The organism is Streptomyces sp. NPDC051913, assembly GCF_044593635.1.
Taxonomy (GTDB): domain Bacteria; phylum Actinomycetota; class Actinomycetes; order Streptomycetales; family Streptomycetaceae; genus Streptomyces.
In genome coordinates this window covers 1-21,284 of the sequence record NZ_JBIUCI010000030.1, presented here as the reverse complement: position 1 = coordinate 21,284, position 21,284 = coordinate 1, and the positions used below count along the sequence as shown (strand labels likewise).

The 21,284-nt window shown below is 69.5% G+C and carries 21 protein-coding genes and 5 tRNA genes; 10 read left to right on the top strand and 16 right to left on the bottom strand.

Features of this window, described 5'->3' with window-relative positions; genetic code table 11:
• Window positions 1-73: 73 nt before the first annotated feature.
• From ACIHIX_RS45565 to leuC, 3 genes are all read right to left on the bottom strand, one after another.
• Complete coding sequence (locus ACIHIX_RS45565) at window positions 74-304, bottom strand: hypothetical protein (RefSeq protein WP_329334300.1); 231 nt, start codon at window positions 302-304, stop codon at window positions 74-76.
• Window positions 305-581: 277 nt separating this feature from the next.
• Complete coding sequence (gene leuD, locus ACIHIX_RS45560; protein ID WP_329334301.1) at window positions 582-1,175, bottom strand: 3-isopropylmalate dehydratase small subunit; 594 nt, start codon at window positions 1,173-1,175, stop codon at window positions 582-584.
• Between the two features lie 5 nt (window positions 1,176-1,180).
• The gene (gene leuC, locus ACIHIX_RS45555) at window positions 1,181-2,605 is read right to left on the bottom strand and encodes a 3-isopropylmalate dehydratase large subunit (protein ID WP_399966566.1); all 1,425 of its coding nucleotides are present in this window, start codon (window positions 2,603-2,605) and stop codon (window positions 1,181-1,183) included.
• Between the two features lie 191 nt (window positions 2,606-2,796).
• On the opposite strand from leuC, the gene ndgR reads away from it, so the two are divergent.
• A complete protein-coding gene (gene ndgR, locus ACIHIX_RS45550; protein WP_007384919.1) occupies window positions 2,797-3,513 on the top strand; it encodes an IclR family transcriptional regulator NdgR in 717 nt (238 codons plus the stop codon).
• 86 nt (window positions 3,514-3,599) lie between these two features.
• Here ndgR and ACIHIX_RS45545 read toward each other — a convergent pair whose 3' ends face one another.
• Complete coding sequence (locus tag ACIHIX_RS45545) at window positions 3,600-4,124, bottom strand: DUF4188 domain-containing protein (protein WP_399966565.1); 525 nt, start codon at window positions 4,122-4,124, stop codon at window positions 3,600-3,602.
• Window positions 4,125-4,211: 87 nt separating this feature from the next.
• On the opposite strand from ACIHIX_RS45545, the gene ACIHIX_RS45540 reads away from it, so the two are divergent.
• Entirely contained in the window at window positions 4,212-4,856 is a 645-nt protein-coding gene (locus ACIHIX_RS45540; protein ID WP_399966564.1) for a MerR family transcriptional regulator, read from the top strand.
• Window positions 4,857-4,919: 63 nt separating this feature from the next.
• Here ACIHIX_RS45540 and ACIHIX_RS45535 read toward each other — a convergent pair.
• From ACIHIX_RS45535 to ACIHIX_RS45495, 9 genes are all read right to left on the bottom strand, one after another.
• Window positions 4,920-4,992 (bottom strand) — tRNA-Glu (locus ACIHIX_RS45535).
• A gap of 44 nt (window positions 4,993-5,036) precedes the next feature.
• Window positions 5,037-5,108, bottom strand: a tRNA-Gln gene (locus tag ACIHIX_RS45530).
• Between the two features lie 20 nt (window positions 5,109-5,128).
• Window positions 5,129-5,201 (bottom strand) — tRNA-Glu (locus ACIHIX_RS45525).
• Between the two features lie 62 nt (window positions 5,202-5,263).
• Window positions 5,264-5,336: transfer RNA gene (locus ACIHIX_RS45520), tRNA-Glu, on the bottom strand.
• A 21-nt stretch (window positions 5,337-5,357) separates the two neighbouring features.
• Window positions 5,358-5,429 (bottom strand) — tRNA-Gln (locus ACIHIX_RS45515).
• A gap of 91 nt (window positions 5,430-5,520) precedes the next feature.
• The gene (locus tag ACIHIX_RS45510) at window positions 5,521-6,252 is read right to left on the bottom strand and encodes an HAD family hydrolase (protein WP_399966563.1); all 732 of its coding nucleotides are present in this window, start codon (window positions 6,250-6,252) and stop codon (window positions 5,521-5,523) included.
• A gap of 95 nt (window positions 6,253-6,347) precedes the next feature.
• Window positions 6,348-7,832 (bottom strand): glutamate--tRNA ligase, encoded by a 1,485-nt coding sequence (gltX, locus tag ACIHIX_RS45505; RefSeq protein WP_399966562.1) that lies wholly within the window; start codon window positions 7,830-7,832, stop codon window positions 6,348-6,350.
• The gene (locus ACIHIX_RS45500) at window positions 7,816-8,592 is read right to left on the bottom strand and encodes a fumarylacetoacetate hydrolase family protein (RefSeq protein ID WP_399966561.1); all 777 of its coding nucleotides are present in this window, start codon (window positions 8,590-8,592) and stop codon (window positions 7,816-7,818) included. Before ACIHIX_RS45500 ends, gltX begins: the two co-directional genes overlap by 17 nt.
• Window positions 8,593-8,718: 126 nt before the next feature.
• On the bottom strand, window positions 8,719-8,904 hold the full coding sequence (locus tag ACIHIX_RS45495) for a hypothetical protein (RefSeq protein WP_399966560.1): 186 nt from the start codon (window positions 8,902-8,904) through the stop codon (window positions 8,719-8,721).
• A gap of 565 nt (window positions 8,905-9,469) precedes the next feature.
• Between ACIHIX_RS45495 and ACIHIX_RS45490 the strand changes: the two genes are divergently transcribed.
• From ACIHIX_RS45490 to ACIHIX_RS45455, 8 genes are all read left to right on the top strand, one after another.
• Entirely contained in the window at window positions 9,470-13,294 is a 3,825-nt protein-coding gene (locus ACIHIX_RS45490; protein WP_399966559.1) for a nitrate- and nitrite sensing domain-containing protein, read from the top strand.
• Between the two features lie 9 nt (window positions 13,295-13,303).
• Complete coding sequence (locus ACIHIX_RS45485) at window positions 13,304-13,717, top strand: roadblock/LC7 domain-containing protein (RefSeq protein WP_003973453.1); 414 nt, start codon at window positions 13,304-13,306, stop codon at window positions 13,715-13,717.
• A gap of 113 nt (window positions 13,718-13,830) precedes the next feature.
• Window positions 13,831-14,226, top strand: coding sequence for a DUF742 domain-containing protein (locus ACIHIX_RS45480; protein WP_030611532.1), 396 nt, complete (start codon window positions 13,831-13,833; stop codon window positions 14,224-14,226).
• Window positions 14,207-14,782 (top strand): ATP/GTP-binding protein, encoded by a 576-nt coding sequence (locus ACIHIX_RS45475; protein WP_015657619.1) that lies wholly within the window; start codon window positions 14,207-14,209, stop codon window positions 14,780-14,782. Before ACIHIX_RS45480 ends, ACIHIX_RS45475 begins: the two co-directional genes overlap by 20 nt.
• A gap of 379 nt (window positions 14,783-15,161) precedes the next feature.
• Window positions 15,162-18,482 (top strand): nitrate- and nitrite sensing domain-containing protein, encoded by a 3,321-nt coding sequence (locus ACIHIX_RS45470; RefSeq protein ID WP_399966558.1) that lies wholly within the window; start codon window positions 15,162-15,164, stop codon window positions 18,480-18,482.
• A gap of 10 nt (window positions 18,483-18,492) precedes the next feature.
• Window positions 18,493-18,906, top strand: coding sequence for a roadblock/LC7 domain-containing protein (locus ACIHIX_RS45465; protein ID WP_003993185.1), 414 nt, complete (start codon window positions 18,493-18,495; stop codon window positions 18,904-18,906).
• A gap of 97 nt (window positions 18,907-19,003) precedes the next feature.
• Entirely contained in the window at window positions 19,004-19,591 is a 588-nt protein-coding gene (locus tag ACIHIX_RS45460) for a DUF742 domain-containing protein (RefSeq protein WP_399966557.1), read from the top strand.
• Window positions 19,572-20,153, top strand: coding sequence for an ATP/GTP-binding protein (locus ACIHIX_RS45455; RefSeq protein WP_026248371.1), 582 nt, complete (start codon window positions 19,572-19,574; stop codon window positions 20,151-20,153). Before ACIHIX_RS45460 ends, ACIHIX_RS45455 begins: the two co-directional genes overlap by 20 nt.
• Window positions 20,154-20,222: 69 nt before the next feature.
• On the opposite strand, the gene ACIHIX_RS45450 is transcribed toward ACIHIX_RS45455, so the two are convergent.
• The 3 genes from ACIHIX_RS45450 to ACIHIX_RS45440 form a co-directional block, all read right to left on the bottom strand.
• Complete coding sequence (locus ACIHIX_RS45450; protein WP_399966556.1) at window positions 20,223-20,774, bottom strand: hypothetical protein; 552 nt, start codon at window positions 20,772-20,774, stop codon at window positions 20,223-20,225.
• 74 nt (window positions 20,775-20,848) lie between these two features.
• On the bottom strand, window positions 20,849-21,037 hold the full coding sequence (locus tag ACIHIX_RS45445) for an acyl-CoA carboxylase subunit epsilon (protein WP_399966555.1): 189 nt from the start codon (window positions 21,035-21,037) through the stop codon (window positions 20,849-20,851).
• Window positions 21,038-21,083: 46 nt separating this feature from the next.
• A partial coding sequence (locus ACIHIX_RS45440) for a carboxyl transferase domain-containing protein (RefSeq protein ID WP_399966554.1) occupies window positions 21,084-21,284 on the bottom strand: 201 nt, incomplete at its 5' end.

The following is a 21,284-nucleotide window of genomic DNA, read 5'->3' as shown; positions in this document are numbered from 1 at the left end:
ATATACCGCAAATCAAACACGAAACGGGCTTATCACCCTTGTGCCGCAACGGGTTCGACTGTCTTGGACTTGTTCAGCGTTCCTCTTCGGGGAATCGACCCGCGTCGAGGTCCGCCGTGAAGGCCTCCAGACGCCTTGCCGCATCGGCGAGATCGTGCTTGGCCGCGGCCGTAATGACCAGCAGCTTCCGGGTCAGCGCCATCCGTACGCCCTCCGGGACTTGCAGTGCGCGCACTGTTGTGTGCGCTTCCTTGAGTTGGTCCGCGACCGCCGCATAGAGCTCGAGTTGGCCGTCGTGTTCCATGCACAGATTGTGCCATCTGGGGCGAGTTGTCGCCCGCTCAGGGTGCAACTGCCGCCCAGAACAGCCTTCCCGGCGTCGGCGGAAGCCGCGCCTTACACAGTCGCGTACCCCTGCAACACCCCCTCTAACGTGGGAAGTTGGGGACCGCTCCCGGCACGCGCAGGGCCGTTCGGGTGCAGACACGGCTGTACCCCCGATCGGGCTGATCGGGGGTACAGCGGGGGGTGTTCGGTGGCCGAAACTCGACCTGTTCAGTTGTGTCGCGCGAGGGTCGCGGTCAGACCTCGAGCGTCCGCGGCTTGAACGAGGGCCGCTTGGCCTCGTACGCGGCGATGTCGGCCTCGTTCTGGAGGGTGATGGAGATGTCGTCCAGCCCGTTCAGCAGCCGCCAGCGGGAGTTCTCGTCCAGCTCGAAGCTCGCGGTGACGCCCTCGGCGCGCACCTCGCGGGCCTCCAGGTCGACGGTGATCTCGGCCTCGGGGTCGTTCTCGCTCAGCTCCTGGAGCGATTCCACGATCTTCTGGTCCAGAACGACCGTGAGCAGGCCGTTCTTGAGCGAGTTGCCGCGGAAGATGTCGGCGAACCGGGAGGAGATGACGGCCTTGAAGCCGTAGTTCTGCAGCGCCCACACGGCGTGCTCACGGGAGGAGCCGGTGCCGAAGTCGGGGCCCGCGACCAGGACGGTCGCACCCTTGCGCTCGGGCTGGTTGAGGATGAACGTCTCGTCCTTGCGCCAGGCCTCGAACAGCCCGTCCTCGAACCCGTCCCGCGTGACCTTCTTGAGCCAGTGAGCAGGGATGATCTGGTCGGTGTCGACGTTGCTGCGGCGCAGCGGGACGGCCCGGCCGGTGTGCGTGGTGAATGCTTCCATGACTCTCAGACTCCAGCGGCGACAGGGGCGTCGGACAGGTCGGCGGGCGAGCCCAGGTGGCCAAGGACGGCGGTCGCCGCGGCGACCTGCGGCGAGACCAGGTGCGTACGGCCGCCCTTGCCCTGCCTGCCCTCGAAGTTGCGGTTGGAGGTGGACGCGGAGCGCTCACCCGGGGCCAGCTGGTCCGGGTTCATGCCCAGACACATCGAGCAGCCCGCGTGCCGCCATTCGGCGCCGGCGTCCTTGAAGACGACGTCCAGGCCCTCGGAGACGGCCTGGAGACCGACCCGGGCGGAGCCGGGAACGACCAGCATCCGTACGCCGTCGGCGACTTTGCGGCCCTTGAGGAGCTCGGCGGCGGCGCGCAGGTCCTCGATCCGACCGTTGGTGCACGAACCTACGAAGACGGTGTCCACCTTGATGGAGCGCAGCGGCTGGCCGGCCTCCAACCCCATGTATTCCAGGGCCTTTTCGGCGGCGAGGCGCTCCGAAGCGTCTTCGTACGAAGCAGGATCGGGGACGTCCGCCGAAAGCGGCGCGCCCTGACCGGGGTTGGTGCCCCAGGTGACGAACGGCGACAGTTCGGCGGCCTCGATGACGACCTCGGCGTCGAACTCGGCGTCCTCGTCCGTCTTCAGGGTCTTCCAGTACGCGACGGCCGCGTCCCAGTCCTCGCCCTTGGGGGCGTGCACCCGGCCCTCGAGGTAGTCGAAGGTGGTCTGGTCGGGGGCGATCATGCCCGCGCGGGCACCGGCCTCGATCGACATGTTGCAGATGGTCATGCGGGCTTCCATCGAGAGTTTCTCGATGGCGGAGCCGCGGTACTCCAGGACGTAGCCCTGGCCGCCGCCCGTGCCGATCTTGGCGATGATCGCCAGGATCAGGTCCTTGGCGGTGACGCCCTCGGGCAGTTCGCCGTTGACCGTGATGGCCATGGTCTTCGGGCGGACCAGCGGCAGCGTCTGGGTGGCCAGCACGTGCTCGACCTGGGAGGTGCCGATGCCGAACGCCAGGCCGCCGAAGGCGCCGTGGGTGGAGGTGTGGGAGTCGCCGCAGACGACGGTCATGCCGGGCTGGGTCAGACCCAGCTGCGGGCCGACGACGTGCACGACGCCCTGCTCGACGTCGCCCAGCGGGTGCAGGCGCACGCCGAACTCGGCGGCGTTCTTGCGCAGCGTCTCCAGCTGGACCCGGGAGACCGGGTCGGCGATGGGCTTGTCGATGTCGAGGGTCGGGGTGTTGTGGTCCTCGGTCGCGATGGTGAGGTCGAGGCGGCGCACCTGGCGACCGGTCTTGCGGAGGCCGTCGAAGGCCTGCGGGCTGGTCACCTCGTGCAGCAGATGCAGATCGATGAAGAGGAGGTCGGGCTCGCCCTCGGCGCGCCGGACGACGTGGTCGTCCCAGACCTTCTCCGCGAGTGTCCTACCCATCGCTTTCCCTCCGGCCGGCAAAGGTGCGCCGGCCCAACTAGAGATCTTCCGGAAGCGGCGCCCGTACCCCTGGATTCCCGGGCAGCCGCCGCCAGGCCCGTTTGGTCCGCGGGCCGCTGTGCATCCAAGGGTTGCGCGTCTCACGAAAAAAGGAACTTGCGTTTCACAGAGTGAGACGTGAGTATCGTTTCATGGACAACAGTAGCGGCGTCGGCGTTCTGGACAAGGCAGCCCTTGTCCTCAGCGCCCTGGAGTCCGGTCCGGCCACCCTCGCGGGGCTTGTGGCGGCCACCGGACTTGCACGGCCCACGGCTCACAGACTGGCCGTGGCTCTGGAACACCACCGTATGGTGGCGCGCGACATGCAGGGCCGTTTCATTCTCGGCCCGCGCCTCGCGGAACTGGCCGCGGCAGCCGGTGAGGACCGTCTCCTCGCCACGGCGGGCCCGGTCCTGACCCACCTCAGGGACATCACCGGCGAGAGCGCGCAGCTCTACCGCCGCCAGGGCGACATGCGTATCTGCGTCGCCGCGGCGGAGCGCCTGTCCGGCCTGCGGGACACGGTGCCGGTCGGCTCGACGCTCACCATGAAGGCCGGCTCCTCGGCCCAGATCCTGATGGCCTGGGAAGAGCCCGAGCGCCTGCACCGCGGCCTCCAGGGCGCCCGCTTCACGGCGACGGCCCTGTCGGGCGTACGGCGCCGCGGCTGGGCCCAGTCGATCGGCGAGCGCGAGCCGGGCGTCGCCTCCGTCTCCGCGCCCGTACGCGGACCCTCCAACCGCGTCGTGGCGGCCGTGTCGGTCTCCGGCCCCATCGAGCGCCTGACCCGCCACCCGGGCCGGATGCACGCCCAGGCGGTCATCGACGCCGCCGCCCGCCTCTCCGAGGCCCTGCGCCGCACGGGCTGACGCTCCCCCGGGACGACGCCGGGACAACGCCGAGGAGGGCCTGCCTCAACGCCGCGGCAGGCCCTCCTCGTCCCCCGATCACCCCGTCACCCGGCTTCTTCGACCGCCTCCGCCCTGGCCGACCGGTGCGCGAACCGGTCCTTCGCGTAGCGCCCCCGCTTCTCCAGCGGAACCTGCCCGTGCGCCGCCGCGAGCCCGAACGCCGGCATGTCCCCGTAGATCGCCTCGTAGGACCCCTCCGGCACCACATAGGCCTCGTGCCAGATCCCCACGTGCCCCTTCATCGCACCGTCCCGCTCCTTGCGGTTGAGCAGGGCCCAGATGCGGTGGTGCAGCATCTCCGGTGAGTGCGCGTAGGCGTAGAGCTTCTCCTTGGACTCCCAGTACTGGACGACGTAGTACGTCCGCGGCGACGCCGTCAGCATCACCTTGCCCAGCAGCCCGCGGCCCGGGTCCCTGCCCAGTTCGGCCAGCATGCGGAACATCGAGATCATCACCAGCCCCCACTGGTGCACCGCCCAGAAGTGGTTGACGCGCATCCCGATGAGCAGGACCACCACGTCCCCCTCGGCATCGGCGGTCGTCCGCCCCAGCACCGGCTTCGCGAACACGGCTCCCCCATGACTCTCATCGGATAGCGGCACTATCCTTCTCGGTAGTGCTTGGATAGTGGCACTCCCCAATGAAGGGCGCAAGACATGCGGCTGGCCGAACTGAGCGAGCGCAGTGGGGTGTCCACCGCGACGATCAAGTACTACCTGCGCGAAGGGCTGTTGGCGCCCGGCCGCCAGATCAACACGACCACGGCCGAGTACGACGAGGAGCATCTGCGCCGACTGAGGCTGATCCGCGCGATGATCCAGGTCGGCCGCGTGCCGGTCGCGACGGTGCGGGAGGTGCTGAGCCATGTCGACGACGACTCCCTGCCCCGCGCCATGCGCCTCGGCGCGGCGGTCTGGGCCCTCCCCCAGGTGCCCGAGCCGGACGCGGACGACGAGTTCGTCCAGGGCGCGCGGGTCGCGATGGAGGGGCTGCTCAAAACGCTGGGGTGGTCCAACGCCCAGGCCATGGCGACCGTCTCACCGTCCTTCCGCTCCCTGGTGGTGGCGACGGCCGCGCTGCGCCGACTCGGCTACGACTGGAATCCGGAGACGCTCGTGCCGTACGCCCGACTGATGCGCCAAGTCGCCGAGCTGGACATGGAGTTCATGGAGTCGCATGTCTCGGAGGCCGAGAAGGCGGAGGTGGCGGTGCTGGGCGTGGTGCTCGTCGAGCCGATGCTGCGGGCGCTGCACCGGCTGGCACAGGAGGAGGAGTCGACGCGGCGGTACGGCTTCGAGTAGGGCGGGGAAGGGGGGCCAGGAACGGCGAAAGCCCCCCACCGAAGTGGAGGGCTTTCCTCTACGTACCCCCGACCGGATTCGAACCGGCGCTACCGCCTTGAGAGGGCGGCGTGCTAGGCCGCTACACAACGGGGGCGTGGAGCCTGCTGGCGTTCAGTACTGCACCGCCGCAGGTCCGAGCTGGTCTACCTGGACTCGAACCAAGACTAACTGAACCAGAATCAGTCGTGCTGCCAATTACACCATAGACCAATGTGGTTTAGACCAGTCAGTACCCCCGACCGGATTCGAACCGGCGCTACCGCCTTGAGAGGGCGGCGTGCTAGGCCGCTACACAACGGGGGCCCTAGCGATCCTGCATGAGAGTCAGCGGGTGCGACCCTGACTGACCCTCCGGGAAGGATCTGTACCCCCGACCGGATTCGAACCGGCGCTACTGCCTTGAGAGGGCAGCGTGCTAGGCCGCTACACAACGGGGGCTTTGCAGATGAGCTCTGCGAGCTGGCCTACCTGGACTCGAACCAAGACTAACTGAACCAGAATCAGTCGTGCTGCCAATTACACCATAGGCCACCGGAACGCAAGCCCCGAGGGGGATCTTGTTCTAGTTGTACGCTCCGGGTTTCCGGCCTCTCGGCCCGCTCCCCTCGGCGCAGGAAGAACATTACCCGAAGGTGGACGGGGCTCCAAAACGGGTATCCGCGCCGAGGAGCGCGGGGAGTTCGGCGAGGGTGGCGATCCGGTGGAGACCGACGGGTGCGTCGGCGGCGGCGTACACGCCGTCACGGTCGATCCAGAACGAGCGCAGTCCGGCCTCGGCGGCACCGCGGCCGTCGATCTCCGGGTGGTCGCCGACGTAGGCGACCTGCTCCGGGGCGAGTTCCAGTGCCGCGCAGGCCGCGTGGAAGGCGCCGGCCTCGGGCTTGGAGACGCCGAGTTCCGCGGCGCACAGGATCGCCTCGAAGCGGTCGTGGACACCGAGGCTGCGCAGCTTGCGGTCCTGGACATGGATGCTGGAGTTGGAGAGCACCGCGTGCCGGTGGCTGCCGGCGAGGGCGTCGAGGGCCGGCAGGACGTCCGGGAAGAGCGCCCAGACGGTCTCGTAGTGGGCGACGTACCGCTGGAACCAGGCGTCGGCCTCCGCGTCGCTCAGCTCCGCGTCCAGGAACGCCCGTACCCGGTCCCGGCGCTGCCCCTGGAAGTCGACCTCCCCGGCCGAGAACCGCGCCCACTGGACGTCGGTGATCCGCCGCCAGCGCACGATGGCCTGCTCGACGCTCTCGTACCCGTCCAGCAGCCCCTCGGCCGTCAGATGCAGCCGCATTCCGGCACGGTCGGCACCGGAGTAGTCGAAAAGGGTGTCGTCGACGTCCCAGACCACAGCCAGAATGCTCATGATCCGACGGTAACCCGGCAGTTGCCGCCCTGTCCGGGGTACGGCGAAGGGGCGGCACCCGGTGATCCGGATACCGCCCCTCACGTGCGCGTGCGTCAGGCCGCGAGCTTCGCCAGGGCCGCGTCGATGCGGGCCAGCGTCGTCTCCTTGCCCAGGACCTCCAGGGACTCGAAGAGGGGCAGGCCCACCGTGCGGCCGGTGACGGCGACGCGGACCGGGGCCTGGGCCTTGCCGAGCTTGAGGCCGTGGGCCTCACCGGCGGTCAGGACGGCCTCCTTGAGGGACTCCGGGGAGGTCCAGTCCGCCGACTCCAGCTTTTCGCGGGCCGTGACCAGAAGGGCGTCCGAGCCCTCCTTCATCGCCTTCGTCCAGGACTGCTCGTCGAAGACCGGCTCCGGCAGGAACAGGAAGTCGACGTTGTCGGTGATCTCCGACAGGACCTTCAGGCGGGTCTGGGCGTGCGGGGCGATCGCCTGCCACTTCGACTCGTCGAAGTCCTCCGGGGACCAGGGGGCGAAGGGAGCCTTCAGCCACGGGGCGCAGCGCTCCGTGAAGTCCTTCACGTCCAGCAGTCGGATGTGGTCGCCGTTGATCGACTCGCACTTCTTCAGGTCGAAGCGGGCCGGGTTGGGCTGCACGTCGTCGATGTCGAAGGCCGCGACCATCTCCTCGATCGAGAAGATGTCCTGGTCCGCCGAGAGCGACCAGCCCAGCAGGGAGAGGTAGTTGAGAAGGCCCTCGGGCAGGAAGCCGCGCTCGCGGTAGAGGTTGAGCGAGGACTCGGGGTCACGCTTGGAGAGCTTCTTGTTGCCCTCGCCCATGACGTACGGCAGATGGCCGAACCGCGGGGTGTCCTTGGCGATGCCCAGCTCCGTCAGCGCCTTGTAGAGCGCGATCTGCCGGGGCGTCGAGGAGAGCAGGTCCTCGCCGCGCAGGACGTGGGTGATCTCCATCAGGGCGTCGTCGACAGGGTTGACGAGCGTGTACAGGGGCGCCCCGTTGGCTCGTACGATCCCGTAGTCCGGGACGTTCTCCGGGGTGAACGTCAGCTCGCCGCGGACCAGGTCCGTGAAGGTGATCGTCTCGTCGGGCATGCGGAAGCGGACGATCGGCTCGCGGCCCTCGGCGCGGTAGGCCTCCACCTGCTCGGCGCTCAGGTCGCGGCAGTGGCCGTCGTAGCCGGACGGCTTGCCGGCGGCGCGGGCGGCCTCGCGGCGCTCGTCCAGCTCCGCCTGGGAGCAGTAGCAGCGGTAGGCGTGACCGGCGTCCAGGAGCTTGGCGGCGACGTCCTTGTAGAGGTCCATGCGCTGCGACTGGCGGTACGGCGCGTGCGGGCCGCCGACCTCGGGGCCCTCGTCCCAGTCGAAGCCCAGCCAGCGCATCGCGTCGAGCAGCTGGTTGTAGGACTCCTCGGAGTCGCGGGCCGCGTCGGTGTCCTCGATGCGGAAGACGAGCGTGCCCTGGTGGTGCTTGGCGAACGCCCAGTTGAACAGGGCGGTGCGGACCAGGCCCACATGCGGGTTACCGGTGGGCGAGGGGCAGAAACGTACGCGGACGGGTGCGCTAGCCACGCTTGACAACCTTGTTGGTGAGAGTGCCGATGCCTTCGATGGTGACGGCGACCTCGTCGCCGACGGTGAGCGGTCCGACGCCTGCCGGGGTGCCCGTGAGGATCACGTCGCCGGGGAGCAGCGTCATGGCCTCGGAGATGTTGACGATCAGATCCTCGATCGGGTGGATCATCTCGCTGGTGCGGCCGAGCTGGCGTTGCTGGCCGTTGACCGTGAGCTGGATGGTGAGGTCGCTCGGGTCGAGGTCCGTCTCCACCCAGGGACCGAGCGGGCAGGAGGTGTCGAAGCCCTTGGCCCGGGCCCACTGCTTCTCGCGCTTCTGGACGTCACGGGCGGTGATGTCGTTGGCGCAGGTGTAGCCGAGGACGACGTCCTTGACGCGCTCGCGCGGGACCTCGCGGCACATACGGCCGATGACCACGGCCAGCTCGGCCTCGTGGTGGACGTCCGCGGAGAAGGAGGGGTACTGGATCTCGTCGCCGGGGCCGATCACCGAGGTGGACGGCTTGAAGAAGGCGAAGGGGGCGTCGGGGACCTCGTTGCCGAGTTCGCGCGCGTGCTCCGCGTAGTTGCGGCCGTAGGCCACGACCTTGTTGGGGAGCACCGGCGGCAGCAGCCGGACCTTGCTCAGCGGGACCTTCGTGCCGGAGAGCTCGAAGTCGGCGAACGGGATGCCCTTGATGATGTCAAGGACGAGCTCGTCCGGCTTGTCGCCCTCGACCGCGCCGAAGGCGACGTTCCCGTCGATGGAGAATCTGGCGATGCGCACGGGATCCTGGCGCCCCTCACTGAGCCGGCTGAAGTCTGACGCTCCAGGCTAACGCGGGGAGGTGGCCGCACCTCGCGCATTAACGCGCGGGCGCCCCGGCGGTCGTGCGACGGGTGCCGTCGTGATCTACTCGGCGGCGGCGGTGACCGGGACGTCCATCAGGATCGTGCGGCGCGGGTTGGCCGTCTGGGCCGGGAGGTCGACGGAGTGCTCCGGGAGCTCCTGGGTCTGCAGGTCGTCGGCGTCCTCGAGGTGCGCCAGCGTCGTGCGCCGCGGGTTGGCTATGTTGCGGAACATCATCGTCGTCTTCACGGTTGTACGAGGCCCTGTCGTGAGTGAGTTGGCAGTTTCCTACGTCATGTAAAGCGTCAGGCTAAACATGCGATTCCCCTCCGAAGACGCGAAGACCCCACGATCCGCGTGTGAGTTTGCTCACGACCCCAGGGGTAAAGCGGTCAATTCGGGCACACAACTCACCCCTACGAAACGGACATTGGCCCCCTGAAGCCATCATTCCGCTCCTGATCATGGCGACTGGGACACCTGCCCCGCGTCAACGTTCCGTAGGCATACGTCCGTTATCGTCCAGATCACTTTCTACGACCGGTAACTCGGCCCTCACATGCTGTCACGTAGGTCACGGCCTGACACACGGCCCTTGTTGGAGATCCGGCACTGTGCTGGAATCTCACGGACCGCCGCAGGAACGAGCCGGCGCACAGGTGGCGCACCGCGCGCCTAGTGGCGGCGAGAAGGGGGAACCAGCGCCGGTCACTCACGACCATCGGGGGGCGTAATTCAGGGCGCCCCTCAGTACGCCGACACCGTGCCCTTCCGTTCACGCGGAGGGGTGCCTGGTCCAGAGGTTGCGACGCTAGTGCAGGGACGTTTCAAGAGGGATGGCAGTGCTTCGGCGGAGCCGGAGCCGCACGGCGGGACTGCCCCCAGCAATGGCAGCTCCTCGCCCCAGCACGCCCAGAACCCGGGCCAGGCGGCGTCCGGCGACGGAGGCGCGCGCCCCGGCGCGGCGCCCTCCGGCAGCGCCAAACCCGCCACCCCCAAGCCGTCGAAGAGCCCGAGCGGGCCCGGTTCGCGAATAGCGCTGCGCAACTGGCGTATCTCCACGCGCCTGGTGTCGCTCCTCGCGCTGCCCGTGGTGGCGGCCACCTCGCTGGGCGCGCTGCGCATCAGCGACAACGTGGACGACATCCAGCAGCTCGAGAACATGAAGCTGCTGACCGACATGACCAAGCAGGCGACGGCCCTGGCCGAGGCCCTGCAGAACGAGCGTGACCAGTCCGCCGGCCCGCTGGCGCATGGCTCCAGCGCGAGCGACTACACGATCAAGGGTCTGCGGGACAAGACCGACCGCGCGCGCGACGACTTCATCGACTCGTCCGAGGAGATCGACGACCAGGGCAGCGGCCTCCAGGGCATCCGCGACAACGTGGTGCTCCTGGTCGAGAACCTGCGCTCGGTCGACAAGGTCCGCAACGACGCCTACGAGGCCCAGGGCAACTCCACCCAGACGGTGGAGGCCTACCACCGGATCATCACGCAGCTGCTGGACCTCTCGCAGGACATGGCTCAGGCCACCAGCAACCCCGACATGATCCAGCGGACGCGTTCCCTGGCGGCCTTCTCCGCCGCCAAGGAGTACGCCTCGATCCAGCGCGCCGTCCTCGCCGCGGCCCTGCCCGCGAACAAGACGTCCCTGGGCGACCTCTCCGAGAACGACCGGCTGTACGCCCAGTCGGCGCTGCAGAGCCAGGACGCCGAACTCCGGAGCTTCCAGTCCATCTACGGCCAGACCGCGGCCGTGGAGCTGCTGGAACCCATCAGCGACAACAACACGACCATCCAGTCCTCCGACACCTACGCCAGCCGTGCCCTGGACTCCACCAACGGTCTGGAGAACCTGGACAAGCGGTCGTACAAGGACTGGCTGGACGACAGCTCGACCAAGATCGACCAGATGGGCAAGATCGAGAGCACACTGCTCGAGCAGATGGAGCAGAAGGCCCGCGAGCTGCGCAACGAGTCGGAGAGCGAGGCGATCCTCTCCGGTGCGCTGATCCTGCTCGTGCTCGGTATCTCGCTCGTCGGCGCCTTCGTGGTGGCCCGCTCCATGATCCGCTCGCTGCGGCGCCTGGAGGAGACCGCGACCAAGGTCGCCACCGACCGTCTGCCCGAGCTGGTCAAGCAACTGTCCGAGTCCGACCCGCAGGACGTCGACACGTCCGTCGAGTCGGTGGGTGTGCACTCGCGCGACGAGATCGGCAAGGTGGCCGCGGCCTTCGACGACGTGCACCGCGAGGCGGTCCGTCTCGCCGCCGAGCAGGCCCTGCTGCGGGGCAACGTCAACGCGATGTTCACCAACCTCTCGCGCCGCTCCCAGGGCCTCATCCAGCGTCAGCTCTCGCTCATCTCCGAACTGGAGTCCCGCGAGGCCGACCCGGACCAGCTGTCCTCGCTCTTCAAGCTCGACCACCTCGCGACCCGCATGCGCCGTAACGGTGAGAACCTCCTCGTCCTCGCCGGTGAGGAGCCCGGCCGCCGCTGGACCCGTCCGGTCCCGCTGGTCGACGTGCTCCGCGCCGCCGCCTCCGAGGTGGAGCAGTACGAGCGCATCGAGCTGGCCGCCGTGCCCACCACCGAAGTGGCCGGCCGTGTGGTCAACGACCTCGTGCACCTCCTCGCCGAGCTGCTGGAGAACGCCACCTCGTTCTCCTCGCCGCAGACCAAGGTCAAGGTCACCGGTCACGCGCTGCCCGACGGCCGCGTCCTGATCGAGATCCACGACACCGGTATCGGCCTCTCCCCCGAGGACCTCGCGGCGATCAACGAGCGGCTCGCCTCGCCGCCCACCGTGGACGTGTCGGTCTCCCGCCGCATGGGTCTGTTCGTGGTCGGTCGTCTGTCGCAGCGGCACGGCATCCGTATCCAGCTGCGCCCGTCCGACTCCGGTGGTACGACCGCGCTGGTCATGCTGCCCGTCGACGTCGCCCAGGGCGGCAAGAAGCCGCAGCCCAAGCCCGGTCAGGGTGCGGGTGCGCCGTCCGCCGCGCAGGCGGCCGCCGGTGTGGCCGCGGCCCGGGGCGGCTCCGGCCGACCGGGTGGCGGCGCGCTCGGCGCGGGTGCGCCCGGTGGCGGTGCGCTCGGCGCCGGCGCTCCGGCCGGTGGCCGGCTCGCCGCGGGGCAGGGTCCGCGGGCCGCGCTGCCGGGGGCTGGCAACGCCGGTCGTCCGGGTGGTCCGCGTGGGCCGCAGTCCCCGTCCGCTCCGCCGCAGGGTCGGCCCGCTCCGGCCGGTGCGGGTGCCGGCTTCGGTGGTCAGGCGCCCGGTGCCCCGCAGGGTCTGCAGGCCGCCGGTACCGGTGGTCCGCAGGACGCCTTCGGTGGCGGTCGGCCGCAGCAGTCCGCGCCCTCGGCGGGTGAGCAGGGCGGCGGTCGTCGTGGCCGCCAGCTGCCGGGCCGGGGCGGTCCGCGCGCCGAGCTGCCGGGCGGCAACGCACAGCAGTCGCGGCCCAGCTGGAGCGACGAGAACGCGCAGCCGCAGATCTCGCACACCTCCCTCGACGCCCCGCGCGGCCATGACGAGCAGGACCCGTCGCAGACCTCGCGCATGCCGCGGATCGACGACCGGCAGGGCCCGGGCTCCACGTCCGAGTTCCCCCGCCCGGACTTCGACGCCCCCATGCCGGGCACCGGCGGCCCGCAGCACACCGGCCAGTACCCCCGCCCGAGCGCGGTGCCCGGTGCCCAGGACTCCGGCCAGTTCGCGTCGGCGGACTTCAACAGCCCGCAGAGCACCGGTCAGTTCCCGCGGCCGGACTTCGACGCCCCGCAGAACACGGGCCAGTTCGCCCAGCCGGGCGGCAACGCCCAGCAGAACGGCACCGGTTCCTTCGTCCGCCCGGACGTCTTCGGCACCCCGGCCCAGACCGGCCCGTCCGCGACCGGTCAGTTCCCGGTCCCGCAGGGGTACGACAACGGCTCGACGGGCCAGTTCCCGGTACCGAACCAGGACAGCGGCTCCACCGGCCAGCACGCCCTGCCGGGCCGCCAGTCCCCCACCGGACCGGCGAACCCGCAGCAGAGCGGCCAGTTCGAGCGGCCTCAGCAGGGTGCCGGACGCGGTCCCGCCGACTTCGGCGTCCCGCAGCCCCCGGCCCCGCAGCGTCCGCAGGCGCAGCGGCCCGTACGCCAGGAGCCGGAGGCGCTGCCCCCGGCGGCGGGACCCGGTGACGGACGTACGCCGCTGTACGACACCCTGGAGACCAACTGGTTCCACGGTGCGCCGGGTCAGCCGGGCCAGCCCGCGAACGGCAACGGCGCGGCTCCGGCCGCTCCGGCCCAGGCCTCCCAGCAGCCGCAGCCCCCGGCCGCTCCCCAGCGTCCCGCCTCCGCCGCCTGGCGCAGCTCGCCGAACGACGATCTCGTCCGGCAGGCCGAGCGCGTCCGGCAGCCCGCGGCGGGCGGTGTCACCACCTCCGGCCTGCCGCGCCGGGTGCCCCGGGCGAACCTCGTCCCGGGCACGGCTCAGCAGCAACAGCACCAAGCCGGTCCGGCGGTCTCCCGTGCGCCTGATGACGTACGCGGCCGTCTGACCAATCTCCGTCGGGGTATCGCACAAGGTCGTCAGGTCGGCGGTAACGGCCAGACGGGCAGCTTCCCGAACCCCACTCACCAGCAGGAGCGTTAGTTGAGCCCGATGAGCCAGGCGGCACAGAACCTCAACTGGTTGATCACCAACTTCGTGGACAACACCCCCGGGGTGTCCCACACCGTCGTCGTGTCCGCCGACGGTCTTCTGCTGGCGATGTCCGAGGGCTTCCCGCGTGACCGTGCCGACCAGCTGGCGGCCGTCGCGTCGGGTCTGACCTCGCTCACGGCCGGCGCCTCCCGGATCTTCGAGGGCGGCAACGTGGCACAGACGGTCGTCGAGATGGAACGGGGCTTCCTGTTCCTGATGTCCGTCTCGGACGGCTCGTCGTTGGCCGTCCTCGCGCACCCCGAGTGCGACATCGGCCTCGTCGGCTACGAGATGGCCCTTCTCGTAGACCGCGCGGGTGCGGTCCTCACGCCCGATCTCCGCGCGGAACTACAGGGCAGTCTGCTTCACTGAACCGCCTCGATCCACCCGCCTCACGAAATCACCGTCGGCCGACACAATCCCCCCACCGGCCTCACCAAGACGGCACGACTGACCGGAAGTTTGCTGTCCCGCCCGGAGGATCAATGACCCCGCCCACCGCCTCTCATGATCCGTACGCGGAGCCGTACGAGGATGAGGGCGACCAGCCACTGGTACGTCCGTACGCGATGACCGGTGGCCGGACCCGGCCGCGCTACCAGCTGGCCATAGAGGCCCTGATCAGCACCACGGCCGACCCGGCAGCGCTCATGGGCCTGCTCCCGGAGCACCAGCGCATCTGCCATCTGTGCCGCGAGGTGAAGTCGGTCGCGGAGGTCTCGGCGCTCCTGGCCATGCCGCTCGGCGTGGCCCGCATCCTCGTCGCGGACCTCGCCGAGGCGGGGCTCGTCGCCATTCACCAGCCGGGCGGCGACGAGAGCACCGGCGCTCCGGACGTGACACTGCTCGAAAGGGTGCTCAGTGGACTTCGCAAGCTCTGACGGAGGCCGGGCGACCACCTCCGCGAAGATCGTGGTGGCCGGCGGCTTCGGCGTCGGCAAGACCACGTTCGTGGGCGCCGTCTCCGAGATCAACCCGCTGCGCACCGAGGCCGTGATGACGTCCGCGTCGGCCGGCATCGACGACCTCACCCACACCGGGGACAAGACCACCACCACGGTGGCCATGGACTTCGGCCGTATCACCCTGGACCAGGACCTGATCCTGTACCTCTTCGGTACGCCCGGTCAGGACCGCTTCTGGTTCATGTGGGACGACCTGGTGCGCGGCGCGATCGGCGCGGTGGTCCTGGTGGACACCCGGCGCCTGGCCGACTGCTTCCCCGCGGTCGACTACTTCGAGAACAGCGGTCTGCCGTTCGTCGTGGCCCTCAACGGCTTCGACGGACACCAGCCCTACGCACCCGAGGAGGTGCGCGAGGCGCTGCAGATCGGCCCGGACACCCCGATCATCACGACGGACGCCCGACACCGCTCAGATGCGAAGAGTGCCCTGATCACACTGGTCGAGCACGCCCTCATGGCACGTCTGCGATAGCACTCAAATCGTCCGCGCCATACGGCAGTTGTCGTAGATGCACCGGAGCCGACTGTGTCCTTTGACACGGTCGGCCCCGGTGTTCATAACGTTTCGGCAGAGGAATCGGGTGGTATCGCCACGCGTCGCGGTCAACCGGTGTCGCTGCGTCCACAAAGGCCCCGTCTTTTGACGGGGCTCGCTCTTTATGACCGTTTTATCTAGGGCTTACATCACTCGGAATCCCCGCACTCCCATGTTTGGACGAGCGCAGGACCACGTGCTGGAATGCCTGAACTGCCCAATAGTCAAAGACGTACTCATCAGTCGAAGGCGAACTGGGCTCTGAGAGACTGCGGCACAACGTAGGTGCCGACCCCTCCGAGAGGTTGTTGGTCGAGTGAGGCGAAGCAAGAACGGTCCCGAGCCGTCGGCCCGGGGCAACTTCACCCCGCCGCCGCGCGGAGCGGCGCCCGCCCCTGTGCCCGGATCCGAACCAACGGCTGCTCCGGCGCCGAGCGGTGGTCGGCTGTCCCCCCGTAACTGGCGGGTGCCGACCAGGCTGAACGCGATCCTGCTCATACCCGTGCTGGTCGGCCTCGTCATGGGCGGCTTCCAGGTGAAGAGCTCGATCGACACCTGGACCGAGGCGGAGAACGCCGAGAAGACCGCGCGCCTGGTCCAGGCCGCGCTCACCTACGGCGACGCCCTCTACACCGAGCGGGACACCACGGCCGCCCCCCTCCTGGAGGGCAAGGGCGAGGACGACAAGACGGTCGTCGCCGCCCGCAAGGCCACGGACGACGCCGCCGACGCCTTCGACGAGGCCGCCCAGAACATGCCGCAGACGGCGGGCCTCCAGCGCCGCCTCCAGCTGTTCCGCGACGGTGAGGCGGGCCTCCAGGCCCTGCGCACGAACGCCTACACGAGCCGGCTCAAGGGCGTGCAGACCGAAGAGGGCTACGTCCAGGTCGCGCACCCCCTGATGGAGTTCGCCAACGAGCTCGGTCTGGGCACCGGAAACATCACCAGCTACGGCCGTACCGTCTACGCGATCGCGCTGACCAAGGCGTCTCTGTCGCTGGAGCGCGCCATCGGTATGCACCTGCTGATCGCCCCGGGCCCCAAGGCCACCGACCTGGGCGCCCAGCGCACCGCGCTCACCTCCTACGCCTACCTCGAGGGCATCGCCATCGAGGAGTACATCGGTGGTGGCACCGAGGCCGACGCCGCGAAGCTGAAGTCGCTTCAGGCGCAGGCCCTCACCGACGGCAAGACGATGGCCCAGGACGCCGCGAAGCAGAACCCGAACTACGTGCCGGCGCCGACGACCGACACGGCCGAGTTCGTCAAGCTCGTGGGCAGCATCTCCTCCACAGACGCGGCCGAGCGCCAGACGCTCGCCGCCAAGGGCGTCACGGCCAACAACTGGTGGGCGTTCAACACCCTCAAGTACAAGACCTACCGGACCATCGAGTCCGACATGGCCGACAAGGCGGTGAGCGAGGCCGCGACCATCGCCGACGACGCCAAGCGTGACGCCTTCATCACCGGTGCCGCCGTGGTCGTCGCCCTGCTCGCCGCGTTCATCCTGGCCGGCATGGTGGCCCGCCAGATGTCCCGCTCGATGCGCCAGCTGCGCAACGCCGCCTTCGGCATCGCCGAGCAGCGCCTGCCGATGCTGGTCGACCAGCTCTCGCGCACCGACCCCGGTCGCGTCGACACCCGGGTCGCGCCGATCCCGATCAACTCGACCGACGAGATCGGCGAGGTCGCCCGCGCCTTCGACCAGGTCCACCGCGAGGCCGTCCGGCTCGCCGCCGAGCAGGCCCTGCTGCGGGGCAACATCAACGCGATCTTCACCAACCTCTCGCGCCGCAACCAGTCGCTGATCGAGGGCCAGCTGACCCTGATCACCGACCTGGAGAACAACGAGGCCGACCCGGACCAGCTGGAGAACCTCTTCCGCCTGGACCACCTCGCGACCCGTATGCGCCGCAACGGCGAGAACCTCCTGGTCCTCGCCGGCGAGGAGCCCGGCCGCCGCTGGGACCAGCCGGTCCCGCTGGTCGATGTGCTGCGCGCCGCCTCCTCCGAGGTGGAGCAGTACGAGCGCATCGAGCTCTCCGGCGTCCCGGAGGCCGAGATCCACGGCCGCGCCGTGACCGACCTCGTGCACCTGCTCGCCGAGCTCCTGGAGAACGCCACCACGTTCTCCTCGCCCCAGACCAAGGTCCGCGTCACCGCGACCCGTCTCCCCGACGGCCGCGTGATGATCGAGATCCACGACAAGGGCATCGGCCTCACCGCCGAGGACTTCGCGGACATCAACCACAAGCTGGCCAACCCGCCGACCGTGGACGCCGCGATCTCGCAGCGCATGGGCCTGTTCGTGGTCGGCCGGCTGTCCGACCGGCACGGCATCCGTGTCCAGCTCCGCCCCTCCGGCGAGCAGGCCGGCACGACCTCGCTGGTCATGCTGCCCGACGCGATCACCCACGGTGGCGGTGGCGAGCAGCAGGCGCCGGTGGACGAGTTCACCGTCTCGCAGATCATCCCGGAGCAGCAGCAGTACCAGGGCGAGGACTTCAACAACGGTCTGCCCATGCGTACGGCCGCCGAGCTGGGCTTCGACGACAGCCGCTACAGCACCGAGATCCCCGACGACATCCGTGAGCTGGACCCGGTGGGTCGCTCCCTGATGCGCGAGGAGCGCCGCGCGGCCCTGGAGGCCCAGGCGCACCCCACGGAGCCCGGCCAGGAGACGCCCGCGGCCCCGTCGTACGGCAACGAGTTCGACGCCCGTCCGGCCGCGTACGACAACGGCCAGAACGGCTACCAGGAGCCCGCCGCGTACGAGGAGCAGCAGTCGGCGTACGCCGACTCGCAGCGCACCGCGTACGAGGAGCCCCGCCAGCCGGCGTACGACGAGCAGTACTACGCGCCGAACGGCGGCCTGCCGCAGGGCGACACGTTCTCGCCGAACGGCGGCGGCTACCCCGAGCCCACGTATGCGGAACCGGTCCAGGAGGAGTCCGCGGCCGTCCACGGCTCCGCCCCGGAGTCCTTCCCGGCCTTCGAGGAGCGCCGCTACCAGGACGACTGGCCGCAGCAGGACAGCTACCAGAACGGTTACCAGGACCAGTACGCTCCCGAAGCGGAATCCGCGCAGGCCGCTGACGTGAGTGAGCGGGACCACGTAGGCTTCGATCGTCCCGGTCCGGGCCCGTCGGCCGTCCACGAGCTGACCGACGCCGGCCTTCCCCGCCGTGGATCGGGCGGTGGCACGGCCAACGGCACGAGCGGCGCGAACGGCACGGGCGGCACCACGACCGACATGTTCGGCACGCGTTCCGTGAACCCGCAGCCGACGCCCTCCGCACCGGAGAGCAACGGCAACGGCAACAGCAGCAACGGAACCGGCAACGGCGACTGGCGCTCGGCCAACGACGCGCGCTGGCAGCAGGCTTCGGCGCTCAAGAAGCCCAAGGCGGGCGGGGTCACCTCCTCCGGTCTGCCGAGGCGGGTACCCAAGGCCAACCTGGTCGAGGGTGCCGCCGAAACCACCCCCCAGGGGGGCCCACAGGTCTCCCGCGCTCCCGAGGACGTCCGGGGCAGGCTGAGCAACCTGCGCCGCGGGGTCCAGCGGGGTCGAAGCGCAGGAAGTGAAACGAACGGCCAGGGCCTCGGTCCTGACAGCACCTACAACCAGGAGCGTTAGTGTGAGCCCGATGAGCCAGGCGGCACAGAACCTGAACTGGTTGATCACCAACTTCGTGGACAACACCCCCGGGGTGTCTCACACGGTGGTGGTCTCCGCCGACGGACTCCTTCTGGCGATGTCCGAAGGGTTTCCGCGCGACCGCGCCGACCAGCTTGCGGCCGTCGCGTCCGGTCTGACCTCGCTGACCGCGGGTGCGTCCCGCATCTTCGAGGGCGGCGCCGTGAACCAGACGGTTGTGGAGATGGAGCGGGGATTCCTCTTCATCATGTCCGTATCCGACGGTTCCTCGCTCGCGGTCCTGGCCCACCCGGAGGCGGACATCGGCCTCATTGGGTACGAGATGGCCCTTCTGGTGGACCGTGCCGGTACGGTCCTGACGCCCGATCTGCGTGCGGAGCTCCAAGGGAGCCTGCTCAACTAACAGACAGACGGTGCGTTTTGGCGTCCCGGGGCCGTAAGGTTTCGGGACGCGGCTCCACAGTGATGCGGTGCCCGGCACAGTCGGAGGAGGAGAGAAAGTGGCAACACCCCCAGGCGGTTCATCGTCGGGCAATTGGTCGTACGGTCCCGGACAGGGCCAGAACGACGGCGCCCAGAACCCGAACCGTTACAACTTCCCCTCCGCACCCAGCCAGCGGCAGCCGTACGCCCCTCAGCACCCCCAGGGTCCCGGGCCGTCGCCGTACGACCAGCCGCCGGCGCCGCGCATCCAGCCGGTGCAGCCGCAGCGACGCTCCCCTGAGCCGGCGCCCGCAGGGGCGTCGAACAACCCCTTGGTGCGCCCGTACGCCATGACCGGCGGCCGGACGCGCCCCCGCTACCAGCTCGCCATCGAGGCGCTGGTGCACACCACCGCGCAGCCGCACCAGATGCAGGGCCAGTTGCCCGAGCATCAGCGGATCTGCAACCTCTGCCGGGAGATCAAGTCGGTAGCCGAGATCTCGGCGTTGCTGACCATTCCTCTCGGTGTGGCCAGGATCCTCGTCGCCGACTTGGCGGAGGCAGGACTGGTCGCGATCCATCAGCCCGGCGGCGACGAGAACGCCGGCGGCCAGCCAGACGTGACACTGCTCGAAAGGGTGCTCAGTGGACTTCGCAAGCTCTAGCGGCGGTCCTTCCCGCTCCACCACCTCGGCGAAGATCGTGGTGGCGGGTGGCTTCGGCGTGGGCAAGACCACGTTCGTCGGGGCCGTTTCGGAGATCAACCCGCTGCGCACCGAGGCCGTGATGACGTCCGCGTCGGCCGGCATCGACGACCTCACCCACACCGGAGACAAGACCACCACCACGGTGGCCATGGACTTCGGCCGTATCACCCTGGACCAGGACCTGATCCTGTACCTCTTCGGTACGCCCGGTCAGGACCGCTTCTGGTTCATGTGGGACGACCTGGTGCGCGGCGCGATCGGCGCGATCGTGCTCGTGGACACCCGGCGTCTCGCCGACTGCTTCCCCGCGGTCGACTACTTCGAGAACTCGGGTCTCCCCTTCGTCATCGCCCTCAACGGCTTCGACGGCAACCAGCCGTACAACCCTGACGAGGTCCGTGAGGCGCTGCAGATCGGCCCCGACACCCCGATCATCACGACGGACGCCCGCCACCGCGCGGACGCGAAGTCGGCGCTGATCACCCTGGTGGAGCACGCCCTCATGGCGCGCCTCCGCTAGAACTCCGACACGCCACACGGCCCCTGAGCCCCTCCAAGGAGGCTCAGGGGCCTTTGTGTCGGCCGGGAGCTACCAGAGCCCGACGGGGTCGCGTCCGGCGGCCCTGAGCAGGATGTCGCGGACGGATCCCATCCCGTACTTGTCCTCGGTGCTGGAGAGTTCGGCGATCTCCAGGAGGAGAGAGCGCATGTCCACGCCCGCCTCACGAGCCCGCTCGCACATGTCGTTCAGCCAGACCATCTCGTCCCGGGTGTCACGACCTTGGTCCCGCGCGGACAGAAGGAGCAACTGCTGCCGGAAGGCCTCGGGGGTCCGGCCGCGCGGCACTCCGGTGGCCTCGGAGAACCGGTGGCAGCGGGTCAGCAGCGCCCGCACGGCCGTCCGGGCTCGCTCGTCGCCCCGCTCGTAGAGCGCGAGCAGCTCGCGCAGGGCCGCCTCGGCCTCCGCTCGGACGTTCGCCTGGTCCAGCGGCAGCGGTCCCGCGCTGAGTTTGGCGAACCATTCGGGGTCGGTCATGTCCACCTGTGGTTGCGGCAGAGACTTCAGCAGCGCGTCGATCACTTCCACCTCGTCCGCCAACTCGCCCGGCACACCCACCAGTTCCCCCTCCCTCGGCGTCAACCAGCCCACCGTACGCACGCGAAGGCCCCGGCCGCCACGAAGTGACGGTCGGGGCCTCTGTGTCGCTGTACGGCTCAGTGCCAGCTGTGCGGGGCTCGGAAGCCGCCCTCGCGCTCCAGGCGGCGCCAGCCTGCCTTGGGGCGGCGACGGTCCGGGGTCTCGGCGGGCTGGGCGGCGGCGCGGGCGAGGAGGACGGCCGTGATGGCGGCGACTTCCTCGGGGTCGGCGTGGCCCTTCTCGACGCGGATGTCAGGGGTGCTCATAGGTCACAGTCTCCGTGAGAGAGGTTTCCGCAGCGGTACCTGTGGGTTACTGCGGGGGGTTGCCGTGCTTGCGGGACGGCAGGTCGGCGTGCTTGGTCTGGAGCATCGCCAGGGACTTGATGAGGACCTCGCGCGTCTCCGCCGGGTCGATCACGTCGTCCACCAGGCCGCGTTCGGCCGCGTAGTACGGGTGCATCAGCTCGGACTTGTACTCCTTGACCATCTTCTGCCGCATGGCCTCGGGGTC